The sequence below is a fragment of the Arthrobacter sp. 05T45 genome (genome assembly GCF_056395875.1).
Genome location: NZ_JBFTKI010000003.1, coordinates 101,143 through 114,485, shown reverse-complemented (window position 1 = coordinate 114,485; position 13,343 = coordinate 101,143). Strand labels below are relative to the sequence as shown.

The window sequence follows — 13,343 nt, the reverse complement described above, 5'->3', positions numbered from 1 at the left end:
TGCATGCGCTGGCGGGATACTGTTGGATCACAATGCGCGACTGGCTGCTCTACCTCGTCATCGCTGGGGCCCTGGTCTTTGCCGTCTCCAGCTGGTGGGGGGTGCGCCGGCTGAAGGCCAAGCACACCCGCCGTGCCGTGTGGGAGGAAACCCACAGCCCGGGCCCGGGCCGCCAGAAGGTGGCCGTGGTCCTGAACCCCATCAAAGCCAAGTCTGCCGAGGCCCGGGGCCTGATTGAGGCAGCGTGCGCGGCGGCCGGCTGGCCGGCGCCCCGCGTCTTTGAAACCACCGCAGAGGATCCCGGCTTCTCGCAGGCGCGGGCTGCGGTGGCCTACGGGGCCGACGTCGTCCTGGCCGGCGGCGGCGACGGTACCGTGCGTGTGGTGGCGGAGGTCCTCGCCGGGACGCACACCGCCATGGGCGTGATCCCGCTGGGCACCGCAAACCTCTTGGCCCGCAATGTGCATCTGGAGGTCAACGACCTCGCCGGCAACGTGCAGGCCGCCCTGTTCGGGCACCAGCGGTTCATCGATACGGCGCGGCTCACCCTGGAAAATTCCCTCACCGGGGAGTCAGCGCAACACACGTTCCTGGTGATTGCGGGCATCGGCATGGACGCCGAAGTAGTCAGCGACACCCTTGACGGCCTGAAGAGGGCGGTGGGCTGGCTGGCGTACACGGAAGCCGGGGCCAGGCACCTTCTGGGGCGCCGCAAGAAGGTCTCCATCGCGCTGGATGGCCAGCCTGAGCAGGCCCGGAAGATCCGCAGCGTCCTGTTCGCGAACTGCGGCCTGATCCCCGGGGGAATCGACTTCATCCCGCAGGCCATGATCGATGACGGGATGCTGGACGTGGTGGTGATGAGCCCGCGCAGTGCGATCGGCTGGCTGGCCATGTACACAAAGATCGTCCTGAAGCACAAGAAGGACCTGCCGGTCATGACGTATTACCGGTGCGGCAAGATCACCATCCGGTGCCCGGAACCTATGCCCACCCAGGTCGACGGCGATCCTTCCGGCGAGGCCACGATGGTCACCGTCGAGGTGGACCCGGGATCCCTGCTGGTGAGGGTAAAGGACGGCGCCAAAGGCCGCTAGGCCGACGGCGGCTGGAGCGCGCCAGGAGCGAGGGACTAGGCGCTGGCGGCCTTCTTGGCCTCTGCCGCCTTCTTCGCCTCGGCCGCAGCCTTGGCGGCCCGGGCTTCGGACTGCTCACGGATCATTGCCTGCTCCTCTTCGAAGCGCAGGCGGTCCGCGCGGTCGGCGTCGTCGCCGTCCCAGTCCTGATTTTCAGCTGTGGGCTTGGGATTGACAATCATTCCCTGGCCGTCATTTTCTGTGCTGGTGCCTGACATGACCCGCTCCCTCCCGTAGGGGAATTCCCCAATATGGATCAGGCAAGCATACGCACAGTTGGGAGGGCGTGGAAGTGCGCCATATGGCATTTGCCTACGCTCTGGGCGAAGCCCCCGGGGTATATTCCGGCACAGCAGATGCGCCGCCCAGTATGTCTTTCACCCACGCATGCGCGGCGCGGAATGCCTGGTCGGAGGTGTGCGGCGCGACGCTGGTCCGGTGGCCGTCGGCACGCTGGTAGGACCCGAGGAAGCGGGTGGCCGGGCTGATCCGGTGAAGACCTGCGAGCGCGTCGGCCACCCGGGCGTCGGCGACATGGCCGTCGGCGTCAATGCTGAAGAAATAGTGGCCCAGGTACTGCCCGGTGGGCCGGGATTCGATCCGGCTCAGGTTTACGCCGCGGGTGGCGAACTGGTCCAGGATCTCCATCAGCGCACCCGGCCGGTCCTCGGGCAGCGGCACCACGACAGTGGTCTTGTCGGCTCCGGTGGGGGCCGGCAGTTCGCCCGGGCGGCCCACCAGCACGAACCGGGTGACGGCTCCGGGGTTGTCGCCGATGTTTTCCGCCAGCACCTTCAGGCCCGGCTGCTCGGTGGCCACGATCGGGGCGCAGATCGCGGCGTCGTGGTGGGCGCCGTCGCCATCCAGCAAACCCATGGCGGCAGCGGCGGTGGAAGAACCGGGAATGTATTCCGCATTGGGAATATTGGCGTCCACCCAGAGCCTGCACTGGGCCCAGGCGTGGCCGTGGGTGGAGACGCGCCGGATGTCCCCGAGCGCCACGCCGGGCCTGGCCACCAGGACGAAACTGATGGGCACCAGAGCCTCCCGGCGGATCCGGAGTTCCTGGCCGGTGGCGATGGCGTCGAGGGTGGCGGTGACCCCGCCCTCGACCGAGTTTTCGATCGGCACCATGGCCGCATCGGCGGAGCCGTCCCGCACCTTGTCCAGCGCCGTGTTCACATTCGAGGACGGAATGCGGATGGCCTCCGCCGCGTCCGGGACCTGCATCAGGGCCGCTTCGGTGAAGGTGCCCTCGGGTCCGAGGAATGTGTAGGTGAGCGTCGGTGCGGGCATCAGTTCTTCCTTCTTCAGTTACAGGACAACCGGTTTGAGGCCGTTGTCGGACACCAGCGGCATGCCGGTCTCAACCCACTGGTCCATGCCGCCGGCCACATTCACCGCGGAATATCCCATTCCGACCAGCCACTGGGTGGCCCGGAAGGAGCGGCCGCCGGTGCGGCAGATGACGTAGACGTCCTCGTCCGGGTCCAGCTCCTCGATCCGGGCCGGCAACTGGTCCATGGGAATGTGCAGGGCACCCTCGGCGTGGCCCGCAGCCCACTCATAGTCCTCGCGGACGTCCACGATCTTGGCACCATCGGGGATGCCAGACACGCTTACGCTCTGGAAGTCGCTCATGTTGACCCTTTCCGCAGAATTCAAGCTCCGATCCCAGCGTATCCCCCGCCGCTGGCACCGCACCCCCGCTGGCGGCACGTTACGCTTCTGGGGACCGCAAAGGAGACCTCATGGCTGCCGAACACCCCGCGGAGCGGCCGGTCCGCGGCCCCCGCCACGGGACATGCCCTCCCCTGGCCGCGCGCGCTGGGCATGATGCCAACGTGTCCTTCCGCCGGTCCCAGGAAGGGGCATGTCCCCCGGGCAGCCGGCCCGCGCGGCCCCACGTACGGCCGGAGTCCTGCCTCCTTGGCTGAAATCCACGAACTCTCCGCCGTCGAGCTCCGCGATGCGCTCCGTTCCGGCGAGCTGTCCGCCAGGGCCGCCGCCGATCATTTCCTGGACCGGATCGAAGCCGAGAATCCGCACCTCGGTGCCTTCATCACGGTCACCGCGGAACAGGCGCGGAAAGACGCCACGGCAGCTGACCGGCGCTACGCCCTCCGGAGCCGGAACGGCGGCGCCTTGCCCCTGCTGCATGGAATGCCGGTCGCCTTCAAGGACCTGACGGATGTGGCAGGGGTCGTCACCACGCATGGAAGCGCGGCCCTGGAACGCAAGCCGGCCTTGGCCGACGGCGCAGTTCCCGCCGCGCTCAAGGCCGCCGGGGTCCTCTCGCTGGGCAAGACACAGGTCCCGGAGTTCGGCCTGACCGCCTACAGCGAGAACCGGATCGCCCCGCCGTCGCGCAATCCGTATGCACTCAGCCGCAGTTCGGGCGGCTCCTCGGGCGGCAGCGCTGCCGCGGTGGCCGCGGGGCTGTTGCCGTTCGCCCCAGGGTCCGACGGCGGAGGCTCCGTGCGGATCCCGGCCGCGGCATGCGGACTGGTCGGGTTGAAGCCCGGACGTGGGCTTCTGCCGGCCGGGGAAAGCTCAGGCGATCCCGCGCAGCTCGTGGTTGCCGGACCGCTCGCCCGCTCCGCCGCCGACGCCGCGCTGCTGCTGGATGCTCTGGTGCCGGGCCCGGACAATCAGGGTGCGGGCGAACAGGGTGCGGGCGGTCCGGGCATGGGCAGCCGGACGCACGCCGGCTACCTCGAACTGACCGCCAGGGAGCCCCGACCGCTGAGGATCGGCATAAGTCTCGACAGCCCGTGGCAAGCGAAGTTTCCCTTCATCCCGGACAGTGAGGCGCTCGACGCACTCGCGGACGGCATCTCGCGGCTGGAGGCGGCGGGGCACGAGACGATGGAAGCCGCGATTCGCTACGACAACCGCTACCCGGATGCTTTCACCACAGCCTGGACGGCCGGCATTGGCAGCGCGCGCATCTCGCCGCAGCGCGAGGCGCTCCTGACGCCGCTCACCAGGACTTTCCGCCGGCGGGCACAGCAGCGCAGTGCAGCCAAACTCAACGAATCCCTCGGGTTCCTCCGGCAGTTCCAGCAGGACACGATTGTCCAGTACGCCCAATGGGACCTCATAGTGACGCCGGCCCTGGCGCAGACACCCCGTCCGGTGGGCTGGTTCACGGGCGCGACCCACGGCGGAGGCTACTGGCCGGCCGCGGAATGGGCGGGCGACGCCGACGGCGACTACCGCAAACAGTGCGAGTACGCTCCATGGTCATCCATGGTCAACGTTTGCGGGCTGCCGGCCATCAGCATCCCGGTGCACTGGACCGGCGGCGCCCCTGGTTCCGGCCTGCCGATGGGCATCCAGGTGATCGGGCCGATGGGCTCCGAGGGGCTCCTGCTGCAGGTGGCCGCCCAATTGGGCTTCTAGCCGTGGACCCGGCACTCACCCGTGGGCATGCCCACACCTGACGCCGCGCAGGGGACATGTCCGGAACTCACATCGGGCACCGGACATGTCCGTCCTCCACCAGTCGGGACATGCCCATTCCGCACGCCGCGCAATGGACCCGCCCGCCCCTGACGCCGCGCTATGGACATGTCCAGTGCTCATCACGGACATGTCCGCCCGTGGCCGGGGCGGGTGGACATAATGCCATCTTGTCCACGCCCGGGCACCAAGATTGGGCATGTCCCCCGGTGAGGCAAAGGAAACCGGCCACATCGCCCTAGACGGACCGCAGCCCTACCCGCGGAAGTAGCCCGCAACGTCGGCGATGATCTGCACCGAGCCGCTCGAGGTATTCGTGATCTTGACTTTGCCGTCCGGCCCCACCGGGACCACTGCGAGGTTAGCAACCGCCTGACCACGCTGGTAGGAGAGGTTCGAGGCGTTCGGAGTGGTCGAGCCCGAGGCGAACGCAGTGAGGTATCCGATGGACTTTGACTCGGTGACGGTCAGGTTGACTACTACGGCGGCCACGGTGGTGGGTATCCCCTTGACGCCGCGCACGTGGATAGTGACTGAGCCGCCCGCCGCGACGGGGCCGGAGGTGACCCGCGTGTCCAGGAACCGCATGGGGCTCCAGGCTCGCAGGGCGCCTACCTGTGTAGGTTTTCCGGGTAGGAAGTACCCGGTGACGTCTGCGATCATCTGTGCCGATCCGGACGACGTATTTGCCACCGTCACTTTCCCGTCGGTCCCGACGGGAACCACAACAACGTTGGACACGGTCTGTCCCGCGGAGTAATTCAAATTGGAAGTGCTCGGCATCGGGGACCCCGTGGCGTAGGCGGTCAGGTAGCCGAGCGACTTCGTCCCGAATGCCGTGATTCTCAGGACCACCGCCGAGGCATTGGCCGGGATACCCGTCGTGCCGCCGGCTTTGAAGGACACCGTCCGTCCGCCGGCGACGGCCCCGGAGGAGGAACCCGTGTCCAGCAGCCGGGTGGGCTTGACTGCACTGAAAACGCCCGGCGCTGTCGGTGTGCCGTCATGGAAGTACGCAGACACATCGGCGATCAGATGCACGGTCCCGGACGAGGTGTTGGTCAGGGTCAGCCGGCCGTCGGTGCCAAGCGGGACCATGGCGAGGTTGGAAACAGTCTGCCCCGCAACATAGTTCAAGTTCGAGGTGCCCGGTTTGGATGTCCCGGAGGCATAGGCGGTGATGACGCCGGACGACGTCGCCGAGGTCACCGTCAGGTTCACGGCGACCGCGGACGCATTCGCCGGTACGCCGCGGACGCCGGCGACGCGGAAAGTTACCGACTTGCCCGCTGCCAACCGGCCCGGCCAAATCCTGGTGTCCAGGAATCGTGTTGGGTCGATGGCGATGGCCCGGCCCGCACAGTTGGGCACGCTGAGGGCCGGTGTGGCGATGGGCGACGCCTGGGTGTTCGCGATCGCCTGCCAATACGCGGCAAGAAATGCCCGCCCCAGGTATTCGACCCCCGTCCGCGAGAAGTGGGTGGAGTCCCCCGGGTTCAGGGCGCAGGCCATCGATGGCGCGAATCCTGTATAGGCCACGCGGTCTGGGGTTTGGTAGTGGCTCTTGTCCACGTTGGCCCGGCCAGGCACACTCGCTATGCTTTCCGGCGACATGCGTCCCACGACAAAGGGCAGCTTCGGCGCGGACAGCCGACTACGGAAGAAGGCAATGAGTCGGTCCAGGCTCGCACTGTATATGGCGGTGGTTGTGGCGGAGTTACTCTCGCCCTGGTGCCACAGGATCCCTTTGAGGTCCACCGCGTACCCGGCCGCCTTCGCCGCCGCAATACCGCTCAACGTCTGCTTGACCGCCAGCGCGGGCAGGTCATAGCCCGGCGCGGAAGCCGCCCCGACTGACCAGGTCAATGTCCCCGGCGCTGCCGTGAATGCGGTGTCGCCGTGTGCCGCGGGGATGATGAGGACTCCGACGTCGGCGGGCTGGGTCTTCAAATACTCCCGGGCCATCGTCGTCGCCGGAGAAATGCCGCTGGGGGTGTCGAGCATGTCAAGCGGGACGGAGGCCGAACGGAACGTGCGGGTTTTCGCTCCGTACTGGAAGATACGCGGGTCTGCCGCCGTGTCTGCCAGGCCGAGGACGGGAACGCCCCGCCCCGACATGTTCGATTGACCGACCGCGAGAAAGACGTGAAGAGTGGTGATGGCCTTTGCGGCCTGCGCCGGCACCATGCCCGCGATCATCAGCACGCATACCGACAGGCCGATCAGCAACCGGTGAAACCGCCGGTCGTGGACCGACGTCGCAGACCTTCCCGGCGGTTCCGGGGCCCAGTGCCACCGGGGCAACAGCCGCAGGATAGAGGCCGTTGTTGAGGAGGGCACTGTCATCACTGCCGGCTCTGCCGCGTCCGGGGGACGGCAGAGCTTTCCCCAACCAGCCATGGTTCACACTTTGGCGAAGTCACCTTGAGGTTTTCTTGCCCGCGGCGGTGGCTGGCTGCCCTACGCGAAACCGCCCGCCCCCAGCCACCCCAAGCCCGCGGCCGCCGTCGCCCCCCAGCCCCCAAATGGACGCTGGCGGCGGCAGGCGGCTATCGTTCACTCAAACCCGACCAGGCCGCGAAAGAGGATCGATGAAGATCACCGGTGCAGTACTTGAGGAAATCGGCCGCCCCCGCCCCTTCGCGGAGTCCAGGCCGATCAGCATCTCCGAGCTGGAACTGGCGGCTCCCGGGCCCACCGAGATCCTTGTCCGGATGGAGGCCGCCGGAATCTGCCACTCGGACCTGAGCGTCGTCGACGGCAACCGGGTCCGGCCCGTTCCCATGCTGCTGGGCCACGAGGCCGCGGGCCGCATCGTGACGGTCGGTTCCGGCGTCACGGACCTGCAGCCCGGCCAGCGCGTGGTCATGTCCTTCCTGCCCCGCTGCGAGAACTGCGCGAACTGCGCCGAGGACGGCCGGCTGCCCTGCACGGCAGGGTCCAAGAGCAACAACGACGGGACCCTGCTGCACGGATCCCGGCTCCTGAGCCGCGACGGCGAGCCCGTCCACCACCACCTGGGCGTCTCAGGCTTCGCCACCCACGCCGTCGTGGACCGCGCTTCCGCCGTGCCGGTGGACGACGACATCCCCGCGGACATTGCGGCGGTGCTGGGCTGCGCCGTGCTGACCGGCGGCGGCGCGGTGCTCAACGCGGCCCGGCCCCGCCCGCAGGACAGCATCATGATCGTCGGCCTCGGAGGGGTGGGCATGGCGGCGCTCATCACCGCCGTCTCGCAAGGAATCTCGCGGATTGTCGCTGTGGACACGCTGGAGCAGAAACTCGATCACGCCCGCCGCCTCGGCGCCCACGAGACATACACCCCGCAGCAGGTCCTCGACGCCGGGGTCAAAGCCAGGTTCGTGATCGAGTGCGCGGGAAATCCCCGCGCGTTCGAGACCGCGTTCGCCGCCACCTCCCCCGGCGGCACCACCGTCACGGCGGGACTGCCCTCCCCCGAGGCCCGCGCCCAGCTGGCGCCGCTGACCGTCACCGCCGAAGCCCGGACGATCGTGGGCAGCTACCTGGGCTCCGCCGTCCCGTCGCGGGACATCCCGAGATACGCCCAGTTGTGGCGGGACGGGAAACTGCCCGTCGAGGAGCTGATCTCGGACCGCATCGCCCTGGCCGATATCAACCGGGCCATGGACCAGCTGGCGGACGGCCTCGCCATCCGGCAGATCATTATGTTCGACGCCGGCGAGCCCGCCCAGGAGCCCGCCGACGAGCCCGTCTAGGACACAGCCGCCCAGCCCGGAACGCCCCGCGAAACCGGCGGAAAGAGAGGCGAAAGAGAGGCAAAACACCATCCGGGTTGCTTGCCTCGAGCCTGCTCGAATGTGACAATCGCGCGTCACAATGTCACCATTAAGTAAATGAGCACAACTCATTTATCCAATCCCCCCGCTATAACGCCGGGCGATCCCTCGTTACGTCCCCCCACCAAGACACCGGGCGACACCTCGTTTTTTGGCCACCCAAAGATGCTGGCCAGCCTTTTCTCCGTAGAGATGTGGGAGCGCTTCTCCTTCTACGGAATGCAGGGGATCCTCCTTTACTACATGTACTTCACGGCTGCCCAGGGTGGCCTTGAGATTCCACAAGCTTTGGCGGCCGGCCTCGTCGGCGCCTACGGCGGCGGCGTCTACCTCTCCACAATCCTCGGCGCCTGGCTCGCGGACCGGCTCTTCGGGTCCGAGCGGGTGCTGTTCGGCGCGGCCGTCCTGATCATGGCCGGCCACATCGGGCTGGCACTCGTGCCCGGCATACCCGGCCTGATCGCCGGACTGGTGCTGGTGGGCGTCGGCTCCGGCGGCCTGAAGGCCAATGCCACCGCCCTCGTCGGCAGCCTGTATGGGGAGAAGGACGAACGCCGCGACGCCGGGTTCTCCATCTTCTACATGGGCATCAACGCCGGTGCGCTGATCGGCCCGCTGGTCACCGGCTGGCTGCAGGAAAGCCAGGGCTTCCACTGGGGCTTCGGCGCCGCCGCCGTCGGCATGGCCATTGGCCTTGTCATCTACTCGCTGGGCCGCAAGAAGCTGCCCGAAGAAGCACACCGGGTACCGAACCCGCTCCCGGCCGCCCAGCGCACCCGCTACGGCCTCGTCTTCGCCGGCATCGCCGTGATCATCGCCGTGCTGCTCGTGACCGGCACGGTGAACGCCGAAAACCTGGCCATGTCCATGGCCTACGCCGCAATCGGCGCGTCGGTGCTGTACTTCGCGCTGATCTTCAGCAGCAAGAAGGTCACCCCCACCGAGCGCGGACGGGTCGCAGCGTTTATCCCGCTGTACATCGCCTCCGCGGCGTTCTGGGCCCTGTTCCAGCAGCAGTTCACCTTCATCGCCGTGTACTCGGAGGAGAAGCTGGACCGGAACCTGTTCGGCTGGGAAATGCCTGCCGCCTGGGTCCAGTCCATCAACCCGGTGTTCATCATCATCTTCGCCGGCATCATGGCCGCCCTCTGGACCCGGCTCGGCCGCAAGCAGCCCGGTTCGGCCCTGAAGTTCTCGATCGGCCTGTTCGTGATGGGCCTTGCTTTCCTGGCGTTCATCCCGCTGGCCGGCGGTGGCAAGACCCCTCTGCTGGCTCTGGTTGGAATCCTGCTTCTGTTCACGCTTGCAGAGCTGTTCCTTTCCCCCATCGGCCTGTCTGTGACCACCAAGCTGGCGCCCAAGGCCTTCCACACCCAGATGGTGGCACTGTTCTTCCTCTCGGTGTCCCTGGGCACCACCCTGGCCGGCATCCTGTCCGGCCTGTACAACCCGCAGGACGAGCTGCCCTACTTCATCGGCATCGGCGGAACCGCAATGCTGCTGGCTGTGGGCCTGGCGGTCGCCTCGCCGGCGATCAAGAAGCTCATGGGCGGCGTACGCTGACCCGATGAGCACCGCCCATCGCGTTCCGGTTGCTTCGCGCGTCTACACCCCCGCCCCCGGCGAGGCGTCCGACGTCGAAGTCATGCCGGCAGGCGATGTCACCGACGGCGTGGTGCGGGTTGGCGGAACTATCCGCCGCCCGCACCAGCCGCAATCCCTCGCCGTCGCCGAGTACCTAGACTGGCTGGACGACGCCGGCTTTGAAGGCTCCCCCCGCTTCCTCGGCCGCGACCCGCAGGGCCGGGACGCCCTGAGCTTCGTGCCGGGATACTGCGCCGGGTCGCCGCCGGAATCCTGGGTGCAGTCCGAAGACCTGCTGGCCTCCGTGGCCCGCATGGTGCGGCGTCTGCACACCGCGTCCGCCGGCTTCGTGCCGCGGGCCCACGCGTTTCCGCCCCGGCCGGTCCGGCCAAACCCCACCGACGCCGCCGGACTCATCTGCCACCTGGACGTGACACCCCAGAATGTGGTGGTCCGGGGCGGCCTGGCCGCGGGACTGGTGGATTTCGACCTCGCCGGACCCGCCACGGCACTTCACGATTCGCTCAACACCGCCATGCACTGGGTGCCGCTCCGCGACCCGTCAGATAGGTGGCCGGGCTGGGAAGACCAGAATCCGTTCCGCCGGCTGCGCATCTTCGCCGATGCCTACGGCTGGAGCGAGGATGAACGACGCCGGGTGCCCGGCGCCGGGATCGACGCCGCGACGCTCAGCTACGAGCGGATGCGGCACAGCGCCGCCGCCCTGGGCGGCGGCTGGGCGCGGATGTGGCAGGACGGCGTGGGCGGCCAGATCAACCGCCGGCGCGCTTGGCTTGAGGCCAACGCGAAGCCCCTGGTGGCTGCGCTGACAACCTGACCAGGCGCGGCTCCGGCGCCACAGGGCAGACCTAGGCTCCGTACCCGCTGTTGCGCGCGGTGCCGATGACCAGTCCGAAAATGACCAGGACCAGGATGGTCACGGCGATGCCCACGTAACCCATCACCAGACCGGCGATCGCCATGCCCCGGCCGGCCGGTTCGCGCCGCAGGGCCAGGTGCCCCAGTATCACGGCGGCCAGCTGCGGGAGCAGGAAGAATCCGAATCCCACCAGTGCCGCGATGCCGCAGCACATGCTGGCGATGCTCAGACTCTTGGGCGACGGGGGCGCGCCGTAGTACGCGGGCTGGCCGTAGGCGTTGGGGCTGCCCGGCTGGGCATACGGCGACGGCTGGCCATACGGGGCGGCCGGCTGGCCGTAGATCGGGGGGTACGGGCTTGAGTACTGGCCGCGGTCAGGTGCCGCCTGGCCGGTGTAGGGCTGCTGTCCGACGTGGGGCTGCTCGCCCGTGTCGGGCTGCTGGCCTGTGTGAGGCTGCTGGCCTGTGTGGGGCTGCTGGCCCGGGTAGGGTTGCTGCGGGGATTCGGGTTGCGCGAACTGCTGCGTCGCCGACGGTCCCTGGTCCTGGCCGGCGGGTGGTGCCTGCCCCGGCGGAACGTCGGGTTGCTGGTCCGGGAGGCGCAGGGTCGGCTGGTAGCCCTCCGGGGTCTCGTCTTTGCCTTGTTTTGGCTGTTCAGTCATGGCTTGTCCCCTCAAGAAGTCTCTGGATCCAGAGTACCGCCGCACGGTTGGCTTGGGACCGGGCCTATTGGCGGGTTTTCTTTCGTCACAGGAGCGGGTTTGGCGCGAAACCGTGTTGCACCCCGCCCTCGTCTGGCATGCTGGTGCCATGGCTAGCCGCGCGGGCACAGTTGCCCAACCCCAAGACCTTGTTGACCTCACTGCGCTTTTGGATGCGTACTACGACATTTCGCCGGACCTTTCGGACCCGGGCCAGCGGGTGGCCTTCGGCACCTCCGGGCATCGGGGATCGAGCCTGAAGGCGTCCTTCAACGAACCCCACATCCTCGCCATCACGCAGGCGATCGTGGAATACCGGGCAGGCCAGGGCATCACCGGCCCCCTCTACATGGCCAAGGACACCCATGGCCTGAGCGAGCCCGCACAAAACTCCGCCCTTGAGGTGCTGGCCGCCAACGGCGTGCACGTCCTCATCGACGCCCGCCACGGCTACACGCCCACCCCTGCCCTGAGCCACGCCATCCTGACGCACAACCGCAATGCCGCCCCTGGCGCGCCGCAGGCCGACGGCATCGTGGTGACCCCCAGCCACAACCCCCCGGGCGACGGCGGATTCAAGTACAACCCTCCGCACGGCGGCCCCGCGGACACCGACGCCACCGGCTGGATCGCCAACCGCGCCAACGAGCTGCTGGAAAACGGCCTGCGCGGCGTCAAGCGGATTCCGGTGGCCGAGGCCCTGGCCGCCGGGACCACCGGCAAGTTCGACTTCCTGAGCAGCTACGTCGACGACCTCCCCTCCGTACTGGATCTCAACGCGATCCGCGAGGCGGGCGTCCGGATCGGCGCCGACCCGATGGGCGGAGCGTCGGTGGACTACTGGGGCGAGATCGGTGAGCGCCACCACCTGAACCTCACCGTGGTCAACCCCACCGTTGACCCCCAGTGGGCTTTCATGACGCTGGACTGGGACGAGAAGATCCGGATGGATTGCTCCTCGCCGTCGGCGATGGCGTCCCTGATCAACCGCATGTCCGACGGCGCCAAGTTCGACGTCGCCACAGGCAACGACGCCGATGCCGACCGCCACGGGATCGTCACCCCGGACGGCGGGCTGATGAACCCGAACCACTACCTCGCCGTCGCCATCGATTATCTGTACCGGCACCGGACCGGCTGGAACCCGCAGTCCGTGATCGGCAAGACCCTGGTTTCCTCATCCATCATCGACCGCGTGGCCGAGAGCCTGGGCCGCAAACTTGTCGAAGTGCCCGTGGGCTTCAAGTGGTTCGTCCCCGGGCTGCTGTCCGGAGAGGGCGCCTTCGGCGGCGAGGAATCCGCCGGTGCCTCCTTTAACAAGATGGACGGGAGCGTCTGGACCACCGACAAGGATGGCATCCTGCTGGCTCTGCTGGCCTCGGAGATCACGGCGGTGACGGGCAAATCACCGTCGCAGCTGTACAAGGGCCTCACCGACCAGTTCGGCGACCCCGTCTACGCCCGGATCGACGCGGCCGCCACCCGGGAGCAGAAGGCGGCGCTGGGCAAGCTCTCGCCGTCGGACGTCACCGCGACCGAACTGGCCGGCGAAACGATCACGGCCAAACTGACCGAAGCGCCGGGCAATGGCGCCGCGATTGGCGGCCTCAAGGTCGTTACCGAAAACGCCTGGTTCGCGGCCCGGCCCTCCGGCACGGAAGACGTCTACAAGATCTACGCCGAGTCCTTCAAGGGTGCCGAGCACCTCAAGCAGGTCCAGGCCGAGGCGAAGGCGCTGGTGGACGGGGTTATCTCGTAGT

Annotated in this window: 11 protein-coding genes; 6 read left to right on the top strand and 5 right to left on the bottom strand. The window is 68.0% G+C overall.

Annotation, left to right across the window (positions count from 1 at the left end):
• Positions 1-32 precede the first annotated feature (32 nt).
• The gene (locus tag AC1DGD_RS05080; protein WP_230008895.1) at positions 33-1,097 is read left to right on the top strand and encodes a diacylglycerol/lipid kinase family protein; all 1,065 of its coding nucleotides are present in this window, start codon (positions 33-35) and stop codon (positions 1,095-1,097) included.
• Positions 1,098-1,132: 35 nt separating this feature from the next.
• Here the strand turns inward: AC1DGD_RS05080 and AC1DGD_RS05075 are convergent, their stop codons facing one another.
• The 3 genes from AC1DGD_RS05075 to AC1DGD_RS05065 form a co-directional block, all read right to left on the bottom strand.
• Entirely contained in the window at positions 1,133-1,354 is a 222-nt protein-coding gene (locus AC1DGD_RS05075; RefSeq protein WP_018774949.1) for a hypothetical protein, read from the bottom strand.
• 94 nt (positions 1,355-1,448) lie between these two features.
• Entirely contained in the window at positions 1,449-2,432 is a 984-nt protein-coding gene (gene pheA / locus AC1DGD_RS05070; RefSeq protein ID WP_476856107.1) for a prephenate dehydratase, read from the bottom strand.
• An 18-nt stretch (positions 2,433-2,450) separates the two neighbouring features.
• Positions 2,451-2,777 (bottom strand): rhodanese-like domain-containing protein, encoded by a 327-nt coding sequence (locus AC1DGD_RS05065; protein ID WP_223914713.1) that lies wholly within the window; start codon positions 2,775-2,777, stop codon positions 2,451-2,453.
• A gap of 288 nt (positions 2,778-3,065) precedes the next feature.
• Between AC1DGD_RS05065 and AC1DGD_RS05060 the strand changes: the two genes are divergently transcribed.
• Positions 3,066-4,541: an amidase gene (locus AC1DGD_RS05060; protein WP_476856106.1), complete on the top strand. Its 1,476-nt coding sequence runs from the start codon at positions 3,066-3,068 to the stop codon at positions 4,539-4,541.
• A gap of 315 nt (positions 4,542-4,856) precedes the next feature.
• Here the strand turns inward: AC1DGD_RS05060 and AC1DGD_RS05055 are convergent, their stop codons facing one another.
• Positions 4,857-6,788 carry a sialate O-acetylesterase gene (locus tag AC1DGD_RS05055; RefSeq protein WP_476856105.1) on the bottom strand — a complete coding sequence of 644 codons (1,932 nt, stop codon included), beginning with the start codon at positions 6,786-6,788 and terminating at the stop codon, positions 4,857-4,859.
• A gap of 404 nt (positions 6,789-7,192) precedes the next feature.
• Between AC1DGD_RS05055 and AC1DGD_RS05050 the strand changes: the two genes are divergently transcribed.
• The 3 genes from AC1DGD_RS05050 (at position 7,193) to AC1DGD_RS05040 (ending at position 10,841) form a co-directional block, all read left to right on the top strand.
• Positions 7,193-8,338: an alcohol dehydrogenase catalytic domain-containing protein gene (locus AC1DGD_RS05050; RefSeq protein WP_476856104.1), complete on the top strand. Its 1,146-nt coding sequence runs from the start codon at positions 7,193-7,195 to the stop codon at positions 8,336-8,338.
• Between the two features lie 138 nt (positions 8,339-8,476).
• The gene (locus tag AC1DGD_RS05045) at positions 8,477-9,982 is read left to right on the top strand and encodes a peptide MFS transporter (RefSeq protein WP_218670209.1); all 1,506 of its coding nucleotides are present in this window, start codon (positions 8,477-8,479) and stop codon (positions 9,980-9,982) included.
• Between the two features lie 4 nt (positions 9,983-9,986).
• Positions 9,987-10,841 carry a phosphotransferase gene (locus tag AC1DGD_RS05040; RefSeq protein WP_476856103.1) on the top strand — a complete coding sequence of 285 codons (855 nt, stop codon included), beginning with the start codon at positions 9,987-9,989 and terminating at the stop codon, positions 10,839-10,841.
• Positions 10,842-10,872: 31 nt separating this feature from the next.
• Here AC1DGD_RS05040 and AC1DGD_RS05035 read toward each other — a convergent pair whose 3' ends face one another.
• On the bottom strand, positions 10,873-11,544 hold the full coding sequence (locus AC1DGD_RS05035) for a DUF4190 domain-containing protein (protein WP_476856102.1): 672 nt from the start codon (positions 11,542-11,544) through the stop codon (positions 10,873-10,875).
• A gap of 148 nt (positions 11,545-11,692) precedes the next feature.
• Here AC1DGD_RS05035 and pgm point away from each other — a divergent pair, with 148 nt between their 5' ends.
• A complete protein-coding gene (pgm, locus tag AC1DGD_RS05030) occupies positions 11,693-13,342 on the top strand; it encodes a phosphoglucomutase (alpha-D-glucose-1,6-bisphosphate-dependent) (RefSeq protein WP_476849925.1) in 1,650 nt (549 codons plus the stop codon).
• Position 13,343 lies beyond the last annotated feature (1 nt).

What these genes read in the sequence shown, in the direction of transcription:
- AC1DGD_RS05080 (WP_230008895.1), top strand. Translation starts at nt 33, where the DNA reads ATGCGCGACTGGCTGCTCTACCTCGTCATCGCTGGGGCCCTGGTCTTT.
- AC1DGD_RS05075 (WP_018774949.1), bottom strand. Translation starts at nt 1,354, where the DNA reads ATGTCAGGCACCAGCACAGAAAATGACGGCCAGGGAATGATTGTCAAT.
- pheA (WP_476856107.1), bottom strand. Translation starts at nt 2,432, where the DNA reads ATGCCCGCACCGACGCTCACCTACACATTCCTCGGACCCGAGGGCACC.
- AC1DGD_RS05065 (WP_223914713.1), bottom strand. Translation starts at nt 2,777, where the DNA reads ATGAGCGACTTCCAGAGCGTAAGCGTGTCTGGCATCCCCGATGGTGCC.
- AC1DGD_RS05055 (WP_476856105.1), bottom strand. Translation starts at nt 6,788, where the DNA reads ATGGTGCCGGCGCAGGCCGCAAAGGCCATCACCACTCTTCACGTCTTT.
- AC1DGD_RS05050 (WP_476856104.1), top strand. Translation starts at nt 7,193, where the DNA reads ATGAAGATCACCGGTGCAGTACTTGAGGAAATCGGCCGCCCCCGCCCC.
- AC1DGD_RS05045 (WP_218670209.1), top strand. Translation starts at nt 8,477, where the DNA reads ATGAGCACAACTCATTTATCCAATCCCCCCGCTATAACGCCGGGCGAT.
- AC1DGD_RS05040 (WP_476856103.1), top strand. Translation starts at nt 9,987, where the DNA reads ATGAGCACCGCCCATCGCGTTCCGGTTGCTTCGCGCGTCTACACCCCC.
- AC1DGD_RS05035 (WP_476856102.1), bottom strand. Translation starts at nt 11,544, where the DNA reads ATGACTGAACAGCCAAAACAAGGCAAAGACGAGACCCCGGAGGGCTAC.
- pgm (WP_476849925.1), top strand. Translation starts at nt 11,693, where the DNA reads ATGGCTAGCCGCGCGGGCACAGTTGCCCAACCCCAAGACCTTGTTGAC.